Genomic DNA, 20134 nt, shown 5'->3' with positions numbered 1-20134 from the left:
AGCGGCAGAACGGCTGACCCGGTCGGCACGAGCACGAGGAGGGCATCACGTGGGAGCCCGCGCCCCAGGGGGTCGTCGCCGCCGGATGACGGCGGCGCCATGAGATCCTGGCGTCCTCATCACAGACTCGAGCCGGCGCGTCCCGCCGGGGTCACCGGAGGTGCAGGATGTCGTTCCAGGAGTCCATGGAGCTCGTCGGAGAGGCCGTCGACGTCGCCGGCGTCGTCGCCATCGTCATCGGGACGGTGGTCGCGACCCTCCTGGCCGGGCGGGACCTGCTGGGGCGCCGGGGCGGGGAGAGCGACACCTACGAGAGCTACCGGCAGCGGCTGGGCCGCTCGATCCTCCTGGGCCTGGAGCTGCTCGTGGCCGCGGACATCATCAAGACCGTCGCCATCACCCCCACGTTCGAGTCGGTGGGGGTGCTGGCGCTCATCGTGCTCGTGCGCACCTTCCTCAGCTGGTCCCTCGAGCTCGAGATCAGCGGGCGGTGGCCGTGGCAGAAGGAGCACGAGAAGTCCGCGCCGCTGCCCGAGCGGACCGTGTAGGCCCGCCGGGTCCCGGCCGGGCGCTCAGGCCTCGGGCGGGTACTCCTCCGGGCGCAGGTCCCGGCTGCACGGCACCCGGTGGCCGGGCACGAGCTGGTTGGCGGCCCTCGCCAGGGTGTCCCGGTCCCGGGGCGGCAGGTACAGGGCGTGGTGAAGGTAGGCGTCGAGCTCCAGCTCCCCGACCTCCCCGCCCAGGTGGACGTACCGCAGCCACAGGTCGCGCGCCCCCAGCCCGGTGCTCGTCAGCGCGGTGCGGATCAACCTGGCCTGCGTCCTGGCGATCGTCCGATCGTCCATCTGACCCCTTCTGCCCGCTGCCACCAGGATAGTCGGGGGGCCGGGACGGAGGCAGCTCGCGCGGGCACGCGGACCGAGGACCCATGGGCGTCCGGGGCCGCGGGACGGGCTACCCGCGGTGCGGCTCCGGGCACGCGTGCGCGCGCAGCCCCGCGCCGACGGCGGACAGCCACGCCTCCACCGACGCGCGGGCCTCCTCGGTGCCCGGGTAGCGGGCGCGCAGGTGCAGGCCTCCCTCGCCCACCACGAACCACACCTGCACCCCGGTGGTCGGCGCCGACGCGGAGATGTGCTGGGCCCGCAGCTCCGGCGCCAGGGCCGCGGGCAGCCGCCGGTAGTCGAGGTAGGACAGCATGAACATGCCCGGCGGGACGGGCATGCCGCCGTGGGGCCGCAGGATCGGCTCCAGGGCGTGCGAGCCCAGCTCCAACGCCTCGCGCACGGCGGCGCGGCAGGACTGCGGATCGGGGTCCGAGCACTCGAGCACCGCATTGGTGATGAACCAGCCCACGGCGTCGCGCCAGCGCGGTGCGGTGCGGCTGTGCACGGGCAGGACCGCGCGCAGGGGCCGTCCGGCCAGCTCGGCGGTCGCCCGGGTCAGCACCGAGACCACCAGGACCAGCAGCCGGACGTGGAGCGCGTCCGCGCGGGCCTCCAGGCGGGCCAGGCCCTCGGCGTCGAGGACGTCGTGCGTGGTCACCGTCTCGGGCGCCGGGGCGCCGAGGTCGCCCAGGGGCAGGGGGAAGACGGGCAGGGCGCCGTCGCCGTCCGCGAGGATCCGCTCCCAGCGCCGCACGACCCGCGGCGGGGCCGGGGGACCCGCGGCGAGCTCCCGCGTGTGCTCGGCGAAGGACGCCGCGGGCGCCCGGCCCGCACCCGGTGGGCGCCCGGCGCGGACGTCGTCCAGCCCGTCGAGCAGGTCCCGGGCGAGCAGGGGCAGGGACCAGGCGTCCACGTGGGCGTGGTCGGCCGCGAGCACGACGACGACGGGCCCGGCCGCGGGCTCGATCAGGCACAGCCGGTGCGAGGGCCGGGCCAGCGGGGAGCAGGCGGCGTCGGCCACCGCCCGCAGGGCCGCCCGCGTTCCGGCGGGGCCGACCTCGTGCCGGGTCCACACGGGTTGCACGGCGTCGGCGATCTCGTGCAGCCGGACGCGGCCGTCGTCGTCGGCGGAGAAGACGGTGCGCAGCGTGTGGTGCCGTCGCACGACACCGGCCCAGGCCTCGCCCAGCTGCGCGGCGTCCACCGGCGCGGTGAGCTCCACGGCCACGGCCATCCAGGACCCCGGCCGGGGACCGGCGCCCACGTGCAGGCCCTGGTCGAAGGACACCGGCAGCGGCCGGCCGGAGTCCGTGGCGGGGACCGTGCAGCTGGACAGGCGGCCCTCGGGCAGCCGGGCGTGCGTGATGCTGGTCAGCCGCATGCGGACCTCCTCGTCGGGCCGGGGACGGGCCGGCCGCCGAGGACGCGCCCGGCCCACCGGTGGTCACAATCTACGCGTACCGTGGCGGCATGCCGACGCTCGAGCTCCCCCGCTGCCGCCTGACCTACGACGTGACCGGCGCCGGCCCGCCGGTCGTCCAGCTGCACGGGCTGCTGTCCGACCAGGCCGCCAACACCGCCGGAGGCCTGGACCTGGCGTCCGCGCTGACCGGGCACCGGACGGTGCGCTACGACGCCCGCGGACACGGCCGCTCCGCGGCGGAGCCCGTGGCCGAGGACTGGACCTGGCCACGGCTGGCCGAGGACCTGCTGCACCTGCTGGACGCCGTGGCGCCCGGTGAACCGGTGCACGGCATCGGCCCGTCCATGGGGGCGGCCACGCTCCTGCACGCCGCCCTGGCCGAACCCCGGCGGTTCCGCTCACTCACGCTCTGCGTGCCGTCGACGGCCTGGGGCTCGCGCCGCGACCAGGCGGGGACATACCGGCGGAGCGCGGACCTGGTGGAGCGCCACGGGCTCGAGGCCTACCTCCGGGCCGGCCGGGCCGCGGTCCGGCCGCCCGCGGTGGCGGACCGCCCGGCGCACCCACCGCGTGTCGACCCAGGTCTGCTGCCCGCCGTGCTGCGCGGAGCGGCCAGCACCGACCTCCCGCCGGTCGACGAGCTGTCGCGGATCGGCGTGCCGGTCCTCGTGCTGGCCTGGTCCGGCGACGCCACCCACCCGCTGTCCACGGCCGAGGCGCTGCGCGCGGCCCTGCCCGGCGACGGCCTGCACGTGGCCGGCACGCCCGCCGAGCTGGCCGAGTGGCCGCGCCGGTGCGCCGCCTTCGTGCGGGCGGTGGAGGTGGGCCGGCAGGCCGGTCCGGCCGTCTGAGCCGCGCGGCCCCCACGGGGGCGGGCTCCGCCGGGGTCTGCTGGGGTCAGAGCCGGCGGCCGGCGGTGAGGGAGGCGCTCATGAACTCGGCGATCACCTTCTGGGAGATCGCGACGTCGAGGACGAACACGCCCTCCTCGTGGCCGGCCAGCCAGTCCGTGAGCACCTGCAGATCGGCCAGGGAATGGATCTTGGCCCCGTCCGCGCCCATCGCCCGGCCGATGGCGGCGAAGTCGACCTCGTCGATGAGCATCGCGGTGGGGTCCAGGCCCTTGGAGGCGTACTGGTGCAGCTCGGCGCCGTAGGCGGAGTCGTTGAGCACCACGACCACCCCGCGCCGGGTGGCGCGCAGGAAGGTCTCGAGGTCGGCCAGGCCCATCAGCCCGCCGCCGTCGCCCGAGACGAACACGGTGGTGCGGTCGGGGCGGGCCACCGAGACCCCGGCCGCGGAGCCGAAGCCCAGTCCGATGGACTGGAAGGCGGTGCCGACCAGGACCATGGCCTGCGGGTCGGGCACGGACAGGTACATCGGGGCCCAGCCGATGAAGTGGCCGCCGTCCATGACCACGGAGCGGTCGGCGGGGAGGATCGCCTCGAGGGCGGAGACGACGGCCCGGGGGTTGAGCCGGCCGTCGGGGCCGAACTCGGCCGGGTCCTCGACCGGGGCGGAGCCGCGGAAGGCGGCGGTGGCGACCTCGGGGGCGGCCGCCCGCCAGGTGTCCTCCGGGGCGGCGGCGGAGATCCGGCCGGTGAGGGCCTGGAGGAACGGTCCCAGGTCCGCGCGCACGTAGTCGGTGACCGGGGGCGTGAGGTCCTCGGGTTCGTTGTCGATGCGGATCACCTGGGTGCCTTCGGCGAAGAGGGTGCCGTAGCGCAGCTGGAAGGCGTTCAGCGAGGCCCCGGCGACCAGGACGACGTCGGCCTGCCGGGCCAGCTCCAGGCGGTGGGCGCGGGTGAAGCCGCCGGCGATGCCGAGGTCCCACGGGGAGTTGAACACCCCGGTGGCCATCGCGGAGGTCATGAACAGCGCCCCGAGCCGGTCCCCGAGCTCGGTGAGCGGGGTCGTGGCCCCCGCCAGGAGCACCCCGCGCCCGGCGAGGACCAGCGGCCTGGCCGCGGTGCGCAGGATCCCGGCGATGCGGTCGAGGTCCTCGGTGGAGGCGGTGAACGTGGGCTTGACCGGCAGCGGGTCCAGGGGAACCGGGGCGGTGAGGGGGGCGGTGGCGTGGTCGTAGGGGAGGGCCAGCACCACCGGCTGGACGGTCTGGACGGCGAGGTCGAAGGCCCGGTGGGCGATCGCGGTGGCGTTGTCCGGGGCCGCGACCAGGGTGGTGACCCCGGCGGCGGCGGCCGCCGTGGTCTGGTCGATGTCGAAGGCCCGGCGCCCGGTGGTGGGGGCGTCGCCGACGACCAGGACCAGGGGGATGCGAGCCAGCCGGGCCTCGGCCAGGGCGGTGTAGGTGTTGGTGAACCCGGCCCCGTAGGTGGTCGTGGCGGCCCCGATCCGCCCGGTGGCCCGGTGGTAGGCGTCGGCCATGGCCACGGTGGCGGCCTCGTGCCGGGCGGAGGTGAAGCCGAAGCCGCGCGAGGTCAGCGAGCTGATCAGGTGGGCGTTGCCGTTGCCCATCAGGCCGAACAGGTGGTCGGTGCGCTCGGCCAGCACATCGGCCACTGCCGTCGAGACGGTGGGGAGCAGGGGATCGGTGGTCATGGAGGAGTCCTTTCGGCGGGGCTCCGGTGGGAGTCCCGGGTGGGAGCGGGGTGTGCTCGGGGGCGGCCCGCACGAGCGGAGCCGCCCGCCCGCACCCGTGGGTGCCGGCGGGCGGCTCGGTCGTCGGCCGCGGCGGCGCTCAGTCGCGCTGCTTCTCGGCGGCCTCGGCGGCCGCGAGGATCTCGGCGGCCTCGGGGTGCTCGGCGACGTAGTCCTCGTGCACCTCCTGGACGTGCAGGTCGATCTCCTGGATGTCCTTGGGGACGAGGGACACGGCGATCAGGGAGACGATCGCGATGCCGGCGATGTAGACGCCGATCGTCCAGGACATCCCCGTCTCGTTGAGCAGCAGCTGGGCGATCATCGGGGCGAACGCGCCGCCGATGATGGAGCCGAAGGCGTAGCCGATCGAGACGCCGGAGTAGCGCACGCGGGCCGGGAACATCTCGGCGTAGAGCGCCGACTGCGGGCCGTAGGACGGGCCGAGGCCCACGGTGAGGATCACGATCGCCAGGGCGAACAGCGGCAGCGAGGCGGTGTCGAGCAGGAACCACATCGGCACGGCCCACAGGATGATGATGGCGTAGCCGATCTGGAAGGTGCGCACGCGCCCGATCTTGTCCGAGATCCAGCCGCCGAACATCGTGAAGACGAGCCAGCCCACGCCGCCGATCAGGGAGGCGATCAGGGTCTGCGAGCGCGGCATGCCCAGCACGTTGGAGCCGTAGGAGGCGAAGAACGCGATCACGAGGTAGCCGGCGGCGTTGTTGGCGGCGAAGATCAGGGCCGCGAGGGTGACCTCCTTGGAGTTGTGCTTGAACAGCTGGCCCAGGGGGGCGGAGGACTCCTTCTTGCGCAGCTGCATCTCCTTGAAGACCGGGGACTCGTCGACGGTCTTGCGGATGAGGTAGCCGACCACGATCAGCACCACGGAGGAGAGGAACGGGATGCGCCAGCCCCACGCCTGGAAGTCCTCGGGGGACATCATCGAGGTGAGGGCGAACATGAAGGACGTGGCGAGCAGCATGCCCAGCGGCACGCCGATCTGCGGGTAGGCGCCGAAGAGGCCGCGCTTGTTGCGCGGGGCGTGCTCGACGGACATCAGGGCCGCCCCGCCCCACTCGCCGCCCGCCGAGAAGCCCTGCATGACGCGCAGGAGCACCAGGAGGATCGGGGCCCAGATGCCGATCGTGGCGTAGGTGGGGAGCATGCCGATCAGCATCGTCGCCGCCCCCATGCCCACGAGGGTGAGGACCAGGACGATCTTGCGGCCGTACTTGTCGCCGAGGTGGCCGGCGACCACCGCGCCGAGCGGACGGAACAGGAAGCTGATGCCCAGCGAGGCCCACGCCACCACCTGGGCCAGGCCGGCGTTCTCCTCGGACAGCGGCGCGAAGTACAGCGGGGCCAGGACGAAGGCCGCCGCCTGGGCGTAGATGAAGAAGTCGTACCACTCGATGGTGGTGCCCACGAGGGTGCCGGCGAGGACCTTGCGCTCCTCGCGCGACATCTCGTGCCGCCCGGCCGGGGCGGATGAAGTGTGCGCCATGTGCTCTCCAGTGGAATCGGGGACGGCGACGTCCTCGGTGGGCCCGAACGGATCATGACCGAACGTTCGGTAGTTCACTGGAATACTACGGGCAGAAGTGATGCCTGTCACCCTCCGGGTCGAATGATCGAACCGGCCATCACGAATGTGACGCAGGCCACCCCGTGGAGGGCACGGGGGCGGCCACGACCGGAGCCCACGGGCCGCGCGGGCCGTACCTGTGCCGCCCTCACCCGGCCGGAACGGGGCCAGAACCCGGCCGGCACGCGGCCGGAACGCAGCCCGAACGCGGCCGGGCCCGGCCCTCCGAGGAGGACCGGGCCCGGGTGGCGCGGCGGGGGTGTTCGGGGGCGGCTCAGCGGTAGAGCCGCTCCGAGGCCAGGCGCGCGCCCGCCACGAGGGACTCGAGCTTGGCCCACGCGATCTGCGGGTGCAGGCGCCCGCCCAGTCCGCAGTCGGTCGAGGCGACGACGTTCTCGCGGCCCACCACGGAGGCGAACTGCTCGATCCGGTCCGCGACGAGCTCGGGGTGCTCCACGACGTTCGTCGAGTGCGAGACCACCCCGGGGATGATGACGCGGCCCTCGGGCAGCTCGTGGTCCCGCCAGACCTTCCACTCGTGGGCGTGCCGGGCCGAGGCGCCCTCGAAGGTGTAGCCGCCGGCGTTGATGGTCAGCATCAGGTCCACGAGGTGCTTCAGCTCGAGGTCGGTGGTGTGCGGGCCGTGCCAGGAGCCCCAGCACAGGTGGAAGCGGACCTGCTCCTCCGGGATCCCGCGCAGCGCGTGGTTGAGGGCCTCGACGCGCAGCCGCGTGAACGCCAGGTAGTCCTCGACCGTGGGCTCGGGGTTGATCTGGTCCCAGGACTCCGCGATGGACGGGTCGTCGATCTGCACGGTCAGCCCGGCGTCCGTGATCGCCAGGTACTCCTCGCGCATCGCGTCGGCGCAGGCGTAGACGAGCTCCTCGTCGGTCCGGTAGTACTCGTTGGTCACGCGCGCCGCGGAGCCGGGGGAGAGGGCGGCGACGAATCCGGTCTCCGCCCCGGTGGCCGCCATGGCGGCCCGGAGGTTGCGGACGTCCGAGGCCGCCGCCTCCTGGCCGGTGTAGGTCAGCGGCCCGGTGATCTTGGGCTGCTTGGTCGAGGAGCGACCGGTGAGGATGCCCGACGCCGGGTCCTCGTACGCCTCCCGGAAGCGCTCGCGGTCCCGGCGGTCCGGGAAGCTCGTGAGCACGATGTTGCCGGGCGAGGAGCGCTTCTTCTCCGTGGACGCCCACCGGTCCTCGTCGGAGGGGGTGAGGCCGCCGAGGCGGGAGAAGGAGTAGTTCCACCACGCGCCGTAGTCGACCGCGCTGGACATCGTGTGCCCGTACTCGCCGTCGTTGACGACGTCCACGCCGATCTCGCGCTGCCGGCGGACCACGTCCTCGACGCCCACGGCGAGCTCGTCGGTGAGCTGCTCGAAGTTGAGGGCGCCGTCGGCGTGCCGCTGGTTGGCCTCGAGCAGGCGCGGGGTGCGCGGCAGGGAGCCCACGTGGGTGGTCTGCACGTGATCGGTGTTCTGCATGGTCATGCGTGTTCTCCTGGGGATCTGCGGGAAGGTGGGGGGCCGGTCAGGACCACAGCCGGCGGGAGGCGAGCTCGGCCCCGCGGGCGAGGGTCTCGAGCTTGGCCCACGCGATCTGCGGGTGGATCCGCCCGCCCAGGCCGCAGTCGGTCGAGGCGATGACGTTCTCGCGGCCCACCTGGCGGGCGAAGCGCTCGATCCGGTCGGCCACGAGCTCGGGGTGCTCCACGACGTTGGTCGCGTGGGAGACGATCCCCGGGATGATGACCTTGCCCTCGGGCAGCTCGTGGTCCTGCCACACCTTCCACTCGTGCTCGTGCCGGGCGTTGGCGGCCTCGAAGCTGTAGCCGCCGGCCCTGATGGAGAGCATGAGCTCCACCAGGTGCTCGAACCCGAGGTCCGTGGTGTGCGGACCGTGCCAGGAGCCCCAGCACAGGTGGAAGCGGACCTGCTCCTCCGGGATGCCCTCGAGGGCGTAGTTGAGGGCCTCGACCCGCTTGCGCGTGAACGCCAGGTAGTCCTCCACGCTGGGCTCGGGGTTGACCTGGTCCCAGTTCTCCGCGATGGACGGGTCGTCGATCTGCACGATCAGCCCGGCGTCCGTGATCGCCCGGTACTCCTCGCGCATGACCTCGGCGCACGCGGTGAGCACCTCGTCCTCGTCCGCGTAGTGGGTGTTCTCCAGCCGGGCGCACGAGCCCGGGGACAGCGCGGCGAGATAGCCCTCGCTCGCGCCCGTGGCCTGCAGGCTCGCCCGGAGGTTGCGGATGTCGGCTTCCAGCGCCGCGTGGCCCGTGTACTCCAGCTTCCCGGTGATCTTCGGGAACGGCGCCTGCTTGCCCGTGGTGATGCCCGAGGCGGGGTCCGTGTACGCCTCGTGGAAGATCCGGCGGTCCCGGCGGTCCCCGAAGCTCGTCAGCACCACCCGGCCGGGGGAGGAGCGCTGCGGCTCCTGCTCCCACAGGTCCACCTCGCCGGGGGTGAGGCCCGAGATCCGCGCGAAGATGTAGTGCCACCAGGCGCCGTAGTCGACCTCCGCGGCCATGACGTGGCCGTACTCGCCGTCGTTGACCACGTCGATCCCGAGCTCGTCCTGCCGGCGGACCACGTCGACCACGGAGTCCTGCAGGAGCCGGTCGTACTCGGCCTCCGGGACGCCGCCCTTCACCCGGTTCGCCTCGAGCAGCGACGGGGTCCGGGGGAGGGACCCGGCGTGGGTCGTGAGGATGCGGTCGGCACTGTGCAGCATGGGGCGTACGTCCTTTCCATCGGTCCTGGCGGTAGCACCGGAGGCGAGACGGGGAACCGTCGCCCGGGTTGCTGCGGCGTCGTCGAGCCAGATCTCTCGGCCGCTCTGGATGGTGACCTCCCCATCCAAGCGCACCGCCGGGCGCCGCGCCATTCGGCGCCCGCGTGACGGGCGTGACGGAATGTGACACGCGCGGTCCTGCTCGCCGTCGTGGTCCGGATCACATACCGTGACGGTGAGCGGTGCCCCGGACCCGGCGGGCACCGCGGACGGAAGGAAGGATCCCCATGTTCCAGGACAACGGCCTCGAGGGGCGCACCGCGCTCGTGACGGGCGGAGCGAGCGGCATCGGCCTGGCGGCCGCCCGAGCCCTCGCCGGCTCCGGCGCCCACGTGGTGGTGGCCGACGTCGACGAGGCCGGCGCCCAGCGCGTCGCCGGCGAGCTCGGCGGGCGGGCCTGGGCCGTGGACCTGCTTGACACCGGGGCGCTCGCCGGGCTGAGCCTGGAGGTCGACGTGCTGGTCAACAACGCCGGCATCCAGAAGGTGTCCCCCCTGCAGGAGTTCGACCCCGCGGACTTCCACCGCATCCTCGTGCTGATGCTCGAGAGCCCGTTCCTGCTGGTGCGCGCGGCGCTGCCCCACATGTACGAGAAGGGCTGGGGGCGCGTCATCAACGTCTCCTCCGTGCACGGGCTGCGGGCGTCCCCCTACAAGAGCGCCTACGTCTCGGCCAAGCACGGTCTCGAGGGGCTCTCCAAGACCATCGCGGTGGAGGGCGCGGCCCACGGGGTGACCAGCAACTGCATCAACCCCGGCTACGTGCGCACCCCGCTCGTCGAGAAGCAGATCGCCGACCAGGCGATGGTGCACGGCATCCCCGAGTCCGAGGTGGTGGAGCGGATCATGCTCGGCGAGACGCCGATCAAGAAGCTCGTGGACCCGGAGGACGTCGGCAGCCTCGTCGCGTGGCTGGCCGGGCCGCACGCATCCATGGTCACCGGGGCGTCCTACACGATGGACGGCGGCTGGACCGCGCGCTGAACCCCGCCCCGTGCGCCGGTCGTGCGCCTCGTCCGGGACCGTCCCGGGGCCGCTCAGCGGTGGCCCAGCTCCCGGGAGAGCCGGTGGGCCTCCGTGAGCAGGGCCCGCCCCAGCGGCTGCCGGCGCTCGCCGGTGAACCGGGGCTCGATGCCGGTGAGGCTCAGCGCGTAGACCGGTGCGCCCGTCGCGTCGAAGACCGCCGCGGCCATGCCCCAGCTGCCCTCGACGATCAGCCCCGGGTTCACCGCGAAGCCCTCCCGCCGCACGTCCGCGAGCAGGTCCCGGATCCGCTCGGGCGTGTGCAGCGGCCCCCACTCGGCGCGGGCCCCGGCCGTGGCCGCGAGGACCCGGTCCACCTCCGCGTCCGGGAGGTGGGCCAGGATCGCCAGCCCCGCCGAGGCCACGCCGAGCGGGAGCCGCAGCCCCTCGTAGAGGACGTGGGAGCGGATCGGGAAGGCGCCCTCCACGCGCGCCAGGCAGACGGTCTCCAGCCCGCGGCGGACGGAGAGGAAGGCGCTCTCGCCGGTGGCCTCCGCGAGCCGGCGCAGCGAGGGCCCGGCCAGTTCCCGGATCGGGTAGCGGTGGGCGGCCACCGCGCCCAGCACGTACAGCTCCGGGCCCAGCTGCCAGGCCCCGGTGCCGGCGGCGCGGTCCACGAGACCCTCCTCGGCCAGTCCCGTGAGCAGCCGGTGCACGGTGGGTCGGGTCAGTCCGGTCTCGGCCGCGAGCTCCGCGACCGTGCTGCCCTCCTCCCGTCCGGCGACGGCCCGCAGCAGCTGCCCCACCCGGTGGACCACCTGGGTGCCCGCGCTCGTCGTCCGCTCCTCTCCCATGACTCCACTATATGGACAGTCGGGGCACGATTGGCCGGATGCTGAGGAGAAGCGCCGCCATTCCGGCGGAGCTGTTGACCGGTATGTGGAGGCTCCCTAGATTGAGTGCTGAGTCACAGTCGCACGAGAGGGAGGGACAAGGGTGTCCAAGGTCAGAGACAACGCCGCGGAGCTGCTGGCGGAGAGCCTGCGGGACGGCATGACGCTCGCCGTGGGCGGGTTCGGGCTGAGCGGGATCCCCCGGGATCTCATCGACGCGGTGCGGGACTCCGGGGTCACGGGCCTGACGGTGGTCTCCAACAACATGGGCGTGGACGGCAAGGGCCTCGGGGTCCTGCTCGAGAACCGCCAGGTGCGGAAGGTCCTCGCCTCCTACGTGGGCGAGAACAAGCGGTTCGCCCAGCAGTACCTGGACGGCGAGCTCGAGGTCGAGTTCAATCCGCAGGGCACCCTCGCCGAGCGGCTGCGGGCCGGCGGCGCGGGCATCCCCGCCTTCTACACGAAGACCGGCGTCGGCACCCTCGTGGCCGAGGGCAAGCCGCACGCCGAGTTCGACGGCGAGACCTACGTGCAGGAGCGCGGCATCGTCGCCGACATCGCCCTGGTCCACGCCCACACCGGGGACGCCGACGGCAACCTCGTCTACCGCTACACCGCGCGCAACTTCAACCCCATCGTGGCGACCGCGGGGAAGGTCACCCTCGCCGAGGTCGAGCACCTCGTGCCGGTCGGCGAGATCCACCCCGACCACATCGTGACCCCCGGCGTCTACGTCCAGCACGTCGTGCAGTACAGCGGCGCGCCCAAGGACATCGAGCAGCGCACCGTCCGCCCCCGGCCCGCCATGGCCGGGCAGTCCTCCCCGCAGAACGGAGACCAGGCATGAGCTGGACCCGCGACGAGATGGCGGCGATCGCCGCCGTCGAGCTCTCCGACGGCGACTACGTCAACCTCGGCATCGGCATCCCCACCCTCGTGGCCAACAACCTGCCCGAGGGCGTCAACGTGGTGCTGCAGTCCGAGAACGGCGTGCTCGGCATGGGCCCGTTCCCCTACGAGGGCGACGAGGACCCGGACCTCATCAACGCCGGCAAGCAGACCATCACGCTGCTGCCCGGGGCCTCCATCTTCGACTCCGCCACGTCCTTCGGGATGATCCGCGGAGGCCACGTCAAGATCGCGATCCTCGGCGCCATGCAGGTCTCCGGCACCGGCGACCTCGCCAACTGGATGATCCCCGGCAAGATGGTCAAGGGGATGGGCGGCGCCATGGACCTGGTGGCCGGCACCCCGCGCGTCGTCGTGCTGACCGAGCACGTGACCAAGGACGGCTCCGCCAAGATCAAGACCGAGTGCGATCTCCCGCTCACCGGGGTGCGCGTCGTCGACCGCATCGTCACGGACCTGTGCGTGTTCGACGTCGAGGACGGCGGGCTCGTGCTGCGCAGCCTCGCCCCCGGGGTCACCGAGGACGAGATCCGCGAGAAGACCGAGGCGTCCTTCCGCACCGACCTGCAGGACGTCACCCCCGACACCGTCCCCACCGAGACCGCCGCCCCCGGCGGCGCTGAGGAGAACCGATGAGCACCGCCACCGACGTCGTCGTCCTGTCCGGCGCCCGCACGCCCCAGGGCAAGATCCTGGGGCACCTGGCGTCCTTCACCGCGGCCGAGCTGGGCGCCCACGCCATCCGGGCCGCGCTCGAGCGCGGCGGGATCGCCCCCGAGCAGGTCGACTACGTGGTCATGGGCCACGTCCTGCAGGCCGGCGCCGGGCAGAACCCGGCCCGGCAGGCGGCCGTCACCGCGGGCATCCCCCTGAGCGTGCCCGCCGAGACCGTCAACAAGGTCTGCCTCTCCGGGCTCGTGGCCATCACCAACGCCGCCCGGATGATCCGCGCGGGCGAGGCCGAGATCGTCGTGGCCGGCGGCCAGGAGTCCATGACCAACACCCCGCACCTCGCGATGGGGGTGCGGCAGGGCAAGAGCTACGGCGACCTCAAGCTCGAGGACGCCGTGGCCAAGGACGGTCTGGTCGACGTCGCCGCGTGCGTGTCCATGGGCTCCCTCACCGAGTCCGGCAACGGCGAGCGCTCGATCTCCCGCGAGGAGCAGGACCAGGTCGCGGCCCAGAGCCACCAGCGCGCGGCCCGCGCCGCGGAGGACGGCATCTTCCGCGACGAGATCGCCCCCGTGACCGTCCCGCAGCGCAAGGGCGACCCGCTGGTCGTCGACACCGACCAGGGCGTCCGGCCGGAGTCCACGGCGGAGTCGATGGCGAGGCTGCGCCCGGCCTTCGCGAAGGACGGCACCATCACGGCCGGCAACTCCTCACCGCTGTCGGACGGCGCGGCCGCCGTGGTGCTGACCAGCCGGGAGTACGCCGAGCGCCGCGGCCTCGAGTACCTGGCCGTCGTCGGGGCCCCCGGCCAGGTGGCCGGCCCCGACACCTCGCTGCACTCCCAGCCCTCCCGGGCGATCGAGGCCGCCGTGGTGAAGGCCGGGTGGTCCGTGCAGGACCTCGACTTCATCGAGATCAACGAGGCGTTCGCGTCCGTGCTGATCCAGTCGCTGCGGGACCTCGACTACCCGGTGGAGAAGGCCAACATCCACGGCGGCGCCGTGGCCGTCGGCCACCCGATCGGCGCCTCCGGGGCGCGCCTGGCGCTGCACGCGGCGTTCGAGCTCTCCCGCCGCGGGTCCGGGAGGGCCGCGGTGTCGCTGTGCGGCGGCGGCGGCCAGGGCGAGGCGCTGCTGCTCTACCGCGACTGACCCCCGTCCCGGGCCTCGACCCCGGGACAGCCCCAGCGCGGTGGCCGTCCCCACCGGGCCGCCGGCGCCCGCCGGGACGGGGTCCCGGACCGGGTCCCGGCCGTGGTGCTCGTGGTCCCGGGCCCGGTGTTCGGGTCGACCCTGCTGCGCGTCGCCGCGGCTGAGCCGGCCTCAGCCGCGGCGCCGGGCCAGGGCCCGCCCCGCGGCGACCGCGGCGCCGCCGGCCAGGACCCAGGGCCCGGCGACGACGACCGGGTCCAGCCACGTGTGCGAGAGGTCGGCGCGCGTCGACCCGAGCCGCGAGGAGACGCCGTGCCGGGAGAACTCGCTGAGCACCCCGGTCCCGGTGACCGGGTTGTCCGGGCGCGGGCTCGCGAAGGACACGAGGTGGCTCTCCCACGCGTCGACCCGGTCGGCCGCCAGCAGGATCACCCAGTGCGCTGCCCGGGCCTCGCTGTACCTGCGGTAGGCGTGCCGGCGCAACACCCCGGAGAGACCCTTCGGCGGGCAGGAGGTGCCGAAGACGGGCGTGAGCCCGGCGTGCTCGACCGACCGCTCCCGCGGCCGCTTCTCCTCCTGGCGCTCGGGGACGTCCCAGTGGGCGCCGGTCGCGCCCGGGTCGTAGCGCAGCCTCGGCACGGACGGGCGGTCGGCGGGATCCAGGTCCGCGCCCCAGCCGGGGATGCGGGCCCGCAGCGCCTCGCGGTCGACGGAGCGCACCGGTTCGCCGGCGGTGTACGGGGTGTGCTGGGAGACATCGGGGGTGTTCGTCATGGTGCTGCCTTCCGGGTCGGTCCCGCGGCCCTGCCGCCTCAGGAGGAGGTGGGCACGACGAGCGGCTTGATGCAGCCGTCGAGCTTGGACGAGAAGATGTGGTACCCCTCGGCGATGTGCTCCAGCGGGATCCGGTGGGTCACGAGGTCGCTGGGGGTGAGGTGGCCGTTGCGGATGTGCTCGAACAGCCGCGGCCACTGCCGCTTCACCGGGCACTGGTTCATCCGCAGGGTCAGGCCCTTGTTCATGGCGTCGCCGAACTTCACGGCGCTGAACATCGGCCCGTAGGCCCCCATCACCGAGACCGTCCCGCCCTTGCGCACGGCGTCGATCGCCCAGTTCAGCGCGACGGGGGACCCGCCCTGCAGCTTGAGCTTGGCCGAGGTCACGTGCTGGACGAAGCTGCCGTCCGCCTCCGCCCCGACGGCGTCGATGACGACGTCCGCGCCCAGGTGGTCCGTGGTCCTCTTCATCTCCACCACGATGTCGTCGTGCTCGGCGAAGTTGAACGTCTCGGCGTGGGCGAACTGGCGGGCCTTCTCGAGCCGGTACTCCAGGTGGTCGACCACGATCACCCGGCCGGCGCCCATCAGCCACGCCGACTTCGCCGCGAACAGCCCCACCGGCCCGGCACCGAGGACGACGACGGTGTCGCCCTCGACGATGTCACCCAGCTGCGCCCCGAAGTAGCCGGTGGCCAGGGCGTCGGTGCACAGCACCGCGTCCTCCTCCGCCATCCAGTCCGGGATGATCGAGGGGCCGACGTCGGCGAACGGGACGCGCACGTACTCGGCCTGGCCGCCGTCGTAGCCCCCGCAGGTGTGGGAGTAGCCGTAGATCCCGCCCACCGCCGTGGCGTTGGGGTTCACGTTGTGGCAGTTGGAGTACAGCCCCCGGGCGCAGAACCAGCAGGACCCGCAGTACACGTTGAACGGCACCATCACCCGGTCCCCCGGCTTCAGCCGCTCCACGGAGGAGCCGACCTCGTGGACCACCCCGACGAACTCGTGGCCGAAGGTCATCCCCACCCGGGTGTCCGGCATCATCCCGTGGTAGAGGTGCAGGTCCGACCCGCAGATCGCCGCGAGCGTGACCTGCACGATCGCGTCGTTGGGGTGCTCGATCCCCGGGATGTCCTTCTCCTCCACGCGCACCTTGTACGGCCCGCGGTACACCATCGCCTTCATCCGACCCGCCCTGATTCATCAGTGGACTTCCGATGTGGCTCAGCGTCCCACCGGGCGGGTGGGGGGTCAACCCTTCCGCCGGACCGGACGGCACCGGGGCGCCGTCCCGTCAGGCGGTGCGCTCCGGGACGCCGTGGTCGGTCCCCCGGCGCCGGAGGTCGGCGCTCGTGGGGACGCGCGGGTGGTACCGGCGGTCGAGCAGGGTGTTGGCCGCCCACGTCAGCAGGTCCCGCTCACGGACCGGCAGGTCCAGGCACTGGTGCAGGTACGCCCCGACCTCGAGCTCGTCGGCGGTCCCGCCGAGGCTGAGGTAGCGGACCCACAGCCGGCGGTGACCGATCGACGCCCGTTCGAGCGCCTGGTGCAGTCTGACGGCCTGTTCCCGGCCCGGGGAGTCGTCCATCGTGGTTCCTTCCGTGCTGCAGTGCGGGGGTGCGTGGAGGCGGGTGCTCGAACCGCGTGCATCCGCACCACGGGCTCCACGGTAGGAAAGCGGCCGCGCCGGAGCGACAGTATTAGCGGAGGTACACCATTGTGTCCGAGTGTGAGGAAACGCCCGGCTCGCACCCAGGCGGCGCCGAGACCACGCAGACGCATGGACACCCCGGCCCCCTTCGCCGAGCGCACCTCCTCTGCCCGAGAAGCCGGGAGGAATCGCCGGATCTCGGTCAGAGGAGGTGCGCTCGGCGGATCAGGAGCCGACGACCCCCTCGTAGAGCTCCTCGAAGCGGGCGCGGACGGCGCGGTAGTGCTCCGCGTGCCCGGGCACCGGCTCGTGCGCCGGCCCGTAGGGCGGCCGGGCCCGCTCCACGTCGGGGGCGAGGGTCTCGAGCGCCAGCAGGGCGGTGCCGCGCAGGGTGGCGCGCTTGAACTCGGCCCGCGCCACGGGCTTGCCGAGGGCGTCGGCGAGCAGCTGCAGCAGCTCCGGCACGTCCTGCGACGCGCTGCCGGAGGCCACCACGCGGTCCACGCCGCCGGCGGCGTCCTCGAGCTGCTCGGCCACCCGGGCGTAGGAGACCGCGACGCCCTCGAGCACCCCGCGGGCGAGGTCGGCCCCGGTGCTCGAGGCGGAGACGCCGGCGAGCACCGCCCGGGCGCCACCGGCCCAGCCGGTCGAGCGCTCGCCCGTGAAGAACGGCAGGACCACGGGCGTGGAGCCGGCCACGTCCGCGGCGGCGACGTCCGTGAGCGTCGTGCCCTCCGGCAGGACCACCGTGCGCCCGAGCCAGTCGAGCGCACGGCCGACGTCGTTGAGGGCCCCGCCCAGCAGGCACCGTTGCGCGTCGATGCGGTAGCACCACAGCCCGGTCGGCACCCGGTCCGGGATCCGGTGCAGCAGCACGCGCGCGGCCCCCGACGTGGCGGTGGAGACGACCATCGTCGAGGCGTCGGTGCCCCCGGTGCCGAGGTTGGCGCTCAGCCCGTCGGCCACCGGCGCGAACCAGGCCGCGCCCTCGAGGGCCGGCCAGCGCTCGGCCACGGAGTCCGCGACGTCCGGGATCGGCTCGTGCGGATCGGCGAGGGGGTTGAAGTGCTCGGCGTCCAGTCCGCAGGCCAGGAGCAGCGGCTCGTCCCACCGGCCCGTGCGGCGGTCCAGCATCCCGGTCCACGCGGCCGTGGCGGTCCCGGCGCGCGCGGTGCCCAGCAGGCGCAGGTGCACGTACTCGCCCAGGGACATCCACCGCCGGGCCCCCTCCCACGCCTCCGGGTCCGTCTCCCGGAGCCACCGCAGCCGCGGGGCCAGGTACGAGGTGTGCAGGCGGGCGCCGGTGCGCTGCAGGACGGCGGACTCGTCGAGCTCCTCGCGCAGCCCGGCGAGCTGCTCGGCGCACCGGGAGTCGGCGTAGGTGAAGCACGTGGTGACCGCTTCGCCGCCGGCCCCCACGCCCACCAGCGAGGACGCGAAGGTGTCCAGGGCGACGCCCGCCACCCGGCCGGCCAGCGCGGGGTCGGCCAGGACGAGGTCGAGGACCGCCGTGAGCTCGTCCGTCACCTGGTCGGGGTCGATCACGGAGGTCCCGTCGGCCGCGGTGGTGAACTCGTGCTCGATCTTGTGCCGGTAGCCCCGCACCGGGGTCCCCGTGGCGTCGTGCAGGCCGCCCCGGCTGCCCGTGGAGCCGACGTCGAGGGCCATCACCAGCGGGTCGACGGCGTCCTGCAGGTCCACGCTGAACGCGGCGCCGTCGTCCGGCCGCGGGGGCGTCGGGTGGTGGCTCATGGTCGGCTCCTCCGGTCGGCTGCGCGGCTGGCCCCAGTGTAGGAGGCGACACGGTGCCGTCCGGCCACATCGTGAGACGCGAGTCCGCCCATCAGAACGTTGCGGTCGGGAAGCGTATTCTGGACGGCGGACCGCCGGCGGCCGGCCCGGGCGCTCCACGGCTCGTGCGCCGTCCGCCCCGCCACCGGACACCCTCGACCAAGGAGAAGCAGCTCCGCCATGCCCCACCTCCGCTCCCGCACCTCGACCCACGGCCGCAACATGGCCGGCGCCCGCGCCCTGTGGCGCGCCACCGGCATGGGTGACGACGACTTCGGGAAGCCGATCGTCGCGATCGCGAACTCCTACACGCAGTTCGTGCCGGGCCACGTGCACCTCAAGGACATGGGCGACCTCGTGGCCTCCGCGGTCAAGGAAGCGGGGGGTGTGGCCAAGGAGTTCAACACCATCGCGGTCGACGACGGCATCGCGATGGGCCACGACGGCATGCTCTACTCCCTGCCCTCCCGCGACATCATCGCGGACTCCGTGGAGTACATGGTCAACGCCCACCGGGCCGACGCCCTGGTCTGCATCTCCAACTGCGACAAGATCACCCCGGGCATGCTGCTGGCCGCGCTGCGCCTGAACATCCCCGTGGTCTTCGTCTCCGGCGGGCCCATGGAGTCCGGCGAGGCCGTCGAGGGCGTCGTCGAGCACCGCCTGGACCTCGTGGACGCGATGTCCATGGCCGTCGACGAGTCGATCACCGACGAGCAGCTGGGCCAGATCGAGCGCAACGCCTGCCCCACCTGCGGCTCCTGCTCGGGCATGTTCACCGCCAACTCCATGAACTGCCTCACCGAGGCCCTCGGGCTGTCCCTGCCCGGCAACGGCACCACGCTGGCCACCCAGGTGGCCCGCAAGGAGCTCTTCCTCGAGGCCGGGCGCCGAGTGGTGGACCTGTGCTGCCGGTACTACGAGCAGGACGACGAGTCGGTGCTCCCGCGCAACATCGCCACCAAGGCGGCGTTCGAGAACGCCATGGCCCTGGACATCGCCATGGGCGGGTCCACCAACACGATCCTGCACATCCTCGCCGCCGCCCAGGAGGGCGAGGTGGACTTCACCCTCCCGGACATCGACGCCCTGTCCCGCCGGGTGCCCTGCCTGTGCAAGGTCGCGCCGAACTCCACGCGGTTCCACATCGAGCACGTGCACCGTGCCGGCGGCATCCCCGCGATCCTCGGCGAGCTGCGCCGCGCGGGCCTGCTCAACGAGGACGTGCACACGGTGCACGCCCCCGACCTGGCCACCTGGCTGGACGAGTGGGACGTCCGCAGCGGCCGGTCCTCGGAGCGCGCCCGGACCCTCTTCCACGCCGCGCCCGGCGGCGTGCGCACCACGCAGGCGTTCTCCACGGCCAACACGTTCGAGTCCCTCGACCTCGACGGCGAGGACGGCTGCATCCGCTCGGTGGAGCACGCCTACACGCAGGACGGCGGGCTGGCGATCCTCTACGGCAACATCGCCGAGGACGGGGCGGTCATCAAGACCGCCGGCATCGACGAGGAGCTGTTCCACTTCGTCGGCAAGGCGTTCGTGGTCGAGTCCCAGGACGAGGCCGTCTTCGAGATCCTGTCCAAGAACGTGCAGGCCGGCGACATCGTGGTCATCACCCACGAGGGCCCCAAGGGCGGTCCGGGCATGCAGGAGATGCTCTACCCGACCTCCTACCTGAAGGGCCTCGGCCTCGGCCGGGAGTGCGCGCTCATCACCGACGGCCGCTTTTCCGGCGGCACGTCCGGCCTCTCGATCGGGCACATCTCCCCGGAGGCCGCCGCCGGCGGCGCCGTGGGGCTCATCGAGACCGGCGACGAGATCGAGATCGACGTCGCGCAACGGGTGCTGCGGGTCAACGTCGACGACGCGACGCTCGCCGCCCGGCGCCAGGCCAGGGGCCCGGCCCCCTGGTACCCCACCAAGCCGCGGGAGCGAGAGGTCTCCAAGGCCCTGCGCGCCTACGCCTCCATGGTCACCTCCGCGGACAAGGGCGCGGTGCGCGTGATCTGACACCCCCTCCACCCGCTCC

General features: G+C 73.3%; 18 protein-coding genes and 1 riboswitch. Of the genes, 7 read left to right on the top strand and 11 right to left on the bottom strand.

What is annotated here, in order from left to right:
• The first annotated feature begins 167 nt into the window (after window positions 1–167).
• Window positions 168–548, top strand: coding sequence for a DUF1622 domain-containing protein (locus tag ACYVM4_RS14485; RefSeq protein WP_368820969.1), 381 nt, complete (start codon window positions 168–170; stop codon window positions 546–548).
• Window positions 549–572: 24 nt separating this feature from the next.
• Here ACYVM4_RS14485 and ACYVM4_RS14480 read toward each other — a convergent pair whose 3' ends face one another.
• The gene (locus ACYVM4_RS14480) at window positions 573–845 is read right to left on the bottom strand and encodes a hypothetical protein (protein ID WP_368820970.1); all 273 of its coding nucleotides are present in this window, start codon (window positions 843–845) and stop codon (window positions 573–575) included.
• Window positions 846–954: 109 nt separating this feature from the next.
• Window positions 955–2268, bottom strand: coding sequence for a condensation domain-containing protein (locus ACYVM4_RS14475; RefSeq protein ID WP_460668980.1), 1314 nt, complete (start codon window positions 2266–2268; stop codon window positions 955–957).
• Between the two features lie 89 nt (window positions 2269–2357).
• On the opposite strand from ACYVM4_RS14475, the gene ACYVM4_RS14470 reads away from it, so the two are divergent.
• On the top strand, window positions 2358–3161 hold the full coding sequence (locus tag ACYVM4_RS14470) for an alpha/beta fold hydrolase (RefSeq protein WP_460668979.1): 804 nt from the start codon (window positions 2358–2360) through the stop codon (window positions 3159–3161).
• A gap of 46 nt (window positions 3162–3207) precedes the next feature.
• Here ACYVM4_RS14470 and ACYVM4_RS14465 read toward each other — a convergent pair whose 3' ends face one another.
• The 4 genes from ACYVM4_RS14465 to ACYVM4_RS14450 all read right to left on the bottom strand — a co-directional run bounded on the left by ACYVM4_RS14465 (window position 3208) and on the right by ACYVM4_RS14450 (window position 9237).
• Window positions 3208–4872, bottom strand: coding sequence for a thiamine pyrophosphate-binding protein (locus tag ACYVM4_RS14465; protein ID WP_460668978.1), 1665 nt, complete (start codon window positions 4870–4872; stop codon window positions 3208–3210).
• Window positions 4873–5011: 139 nt separating this feature from the next.
• Window positions 5012–6421 carry an MFS transporter gene (locus ACYVM4_RS14460; RefSeq protein WP_368820974.1) on the bottom strand — a complete coding sequence of 470 codons (1410 nt, stop codon included), beginning with the start codon at window positions 6419–6421 and terminating at the stop codon, window positions 5012–5014.
• 355 nt (window positions 6422–6776) lie between these two features.
• Window positions 6777–7994: a cobalamin-independent methionine synthase II family protein gene (locus ACYVM4_RS14455; protein WP_460668977.1), complete on the bottom strand. Its 1218-nt coding sequence runs from the start codon at window positions 7992–7994 to the stop codon at window positions 6777–6779.
• A gap of 40 nt (window positions 7995–8034) precedes the next feature.
• Window positions 8035–9237, bottom strand: a complete 1203-nt coding sequence (locus ACYVM4_RS14450; protein WP_460668976.1) for a cobalamin-independent methionine synthase II family protein — start codon at window positions 9235–9237, stop codon at window positions 8035–8037.
• 13 nt (window positions 9238–9250) lie between these two features.
• A riboswitch (SAM riboswitch) is annotated at window positions 9251–9353 on the bottom strand.
• Window positions 9354–9524: 171 nt separating this feature from the next.
• On the opposite strand from ACYVM4_RS14450, the gene ACYVM4_RS14445 reads away from it, so the two are divergent.
• Window positions 9525–10280 carry a 3-hydroxybutyrate dehydrogenase gene (locus ACYVM4_RS14445; RefSeq protein WP_460668975.1) on the top strand — a complete coding sequence of 252 codons (756 nt, stop codon included), beginning with the start codon at window positions 9525–9527 and terminating at the stop codon, window positions 10278–10280.
• A 53-nt stretch (window positions 10281–10333) separates the two neighbouring features.
• On the opposite strand, the gene ACYVM4_RS14440 is transcribed toward ACYVM4_RS14445, so the two are convergent.
• On the bottom strand, window positions 10334–11113 hold the full coding sequence (locus tag ACYVM4_RS14440; RefSeq protein ID WP_368820978.1) for an IclR family transcriptional regulator: 780 nt from the start codon (window positions 11111–11113) through the stop codon (window positions 10334–10336).
• A 142-nt stretch (window positions 11114–11255) separates the two neighbouring features.
• Between ACYVM4_RS14440 and ACYVM4_RS14435 the strand changes: the two genes are divergently transcribed.
• From ACYVM4_RS14435 to ACYVM4_RS14425, 3 genes are read left to right on the top strand one after another with little or no spacing between them, the layout of a single operon-like run.
• A complete protein-coding gene (locus ACYVM4_RS14435; RefSeq protein WP_368820979.1) occupies window positions 11256–11999 on the top strand; it encodes a CoA transferase subunit A in 744 nt (247 codons plus the stop codon).
• Window positions 11996–12697 (top strand): CoA transferase subunit B, encoded by a 702-nt coding sequence (locus ACYVM4_RS14430; protein ID WP_368820980.1) that lies wholly within the window; start codon window positions 11996–11998, stop codon window positions 12695–12697. Before ACYVM4_RS14435 ends, ACYVM4_RS14430 begins: the two co-directional genes overlap by 4 nt.
• Window positions 12694–13884: an acetyl-CoA C-acetyltransferase gene (locus ACYVM4_RS14425; RefSeq protein WP_460668974.1), complete on the top strand. Its 1191-nt coding sequence runs from the start codon at window positions 12694–12696 to the stop codon at window positions 13882–13884. Before ACYVM4_RS14430 ends, ACYVM4_RS14425 begins: the two co-directional genes overlap by 4 nt.
• Before the next feature lie 171 nt (window positions 13885–14055).
• Here the strand turns inward: ACYVM4_RS14425 and ACYVM4_RS14420 are convergent, their stop codons facing one another.
• From ACYVM4_RS14420 to ACYVM4_RS14405, 4 genes are all read right to left on the bottom strand, one after another.
• A complete protein-coding gene (locus ACYVM4_RS14420) occupies window positions 14056–14658 on the bottom strand; it encodes a hypothetical protein (RefSeq protein ID WP_460668973.1) in 603 nt (200 codons plus the stop codon).
• A 38-nt stretch (window positions 14659–14696) separates the two neighbouring features.
• Window positions 14697–15845: a zinc-dependent alcohol dehydrogenase gene (locus tag ACYVM4_RS14415; protein ID WP_460668972.1), complete on the bottom strand. Its 1149-nt coding sequence runs from the start codon at window positions 15843–15845 to the stop codon at window positions 14697–14699.
• 109 nt (window positions 15846–15954) lie between these two features.
• Window positions 15955–16248, bottom strand: a complete 294-nt coding sequence (locus ACYVM4_RS14410; protein WP_460668971.1) for a hypothetical protein — start codon at window positions 16246–16248, stop codon at window positions 15955–15957.
• 288 nt (window positions 16249–16536) lie between these two features.
• Window positions 16537–18063, bottom strand: a complete 1527-nt coding sequence (locus ACYVM4_RS14405; RefSeq protein WP_460668970.1) for a gluconokinase — start codon at window positions 18061–18063, stop codon at window positions 16537–16539.
• A gap of 219 nt (window positions 18064–18282) precedes the next feature.
• Between ACYVM4_RS14405 and ilvD the strand changes: the two genes are divergently transcribed.
• Window positions 18283–20115 carry a dihydroxy-acid dehydratase gene (gene ilvD, locus ACYVM4_RS14400; RefSeq protein ID WP_460668969.1) on the top strand — a complete coding sequence of 611 codons (1833 nt, stop codon included), beginning with the start codon at window positions 18283–18285 and terminating at the stop codon, window positions 20113–20115.
• Window positions 20116–20134 lie beyond the last annotated feature (19 nt).

This window comes from Kocuria himachalensis, assembly GCF_054784195.1.
Note: the sequence above shows the minus strand (reverse complement) of the source record. Positions and strands in the feature narration are given on the sequence as shown.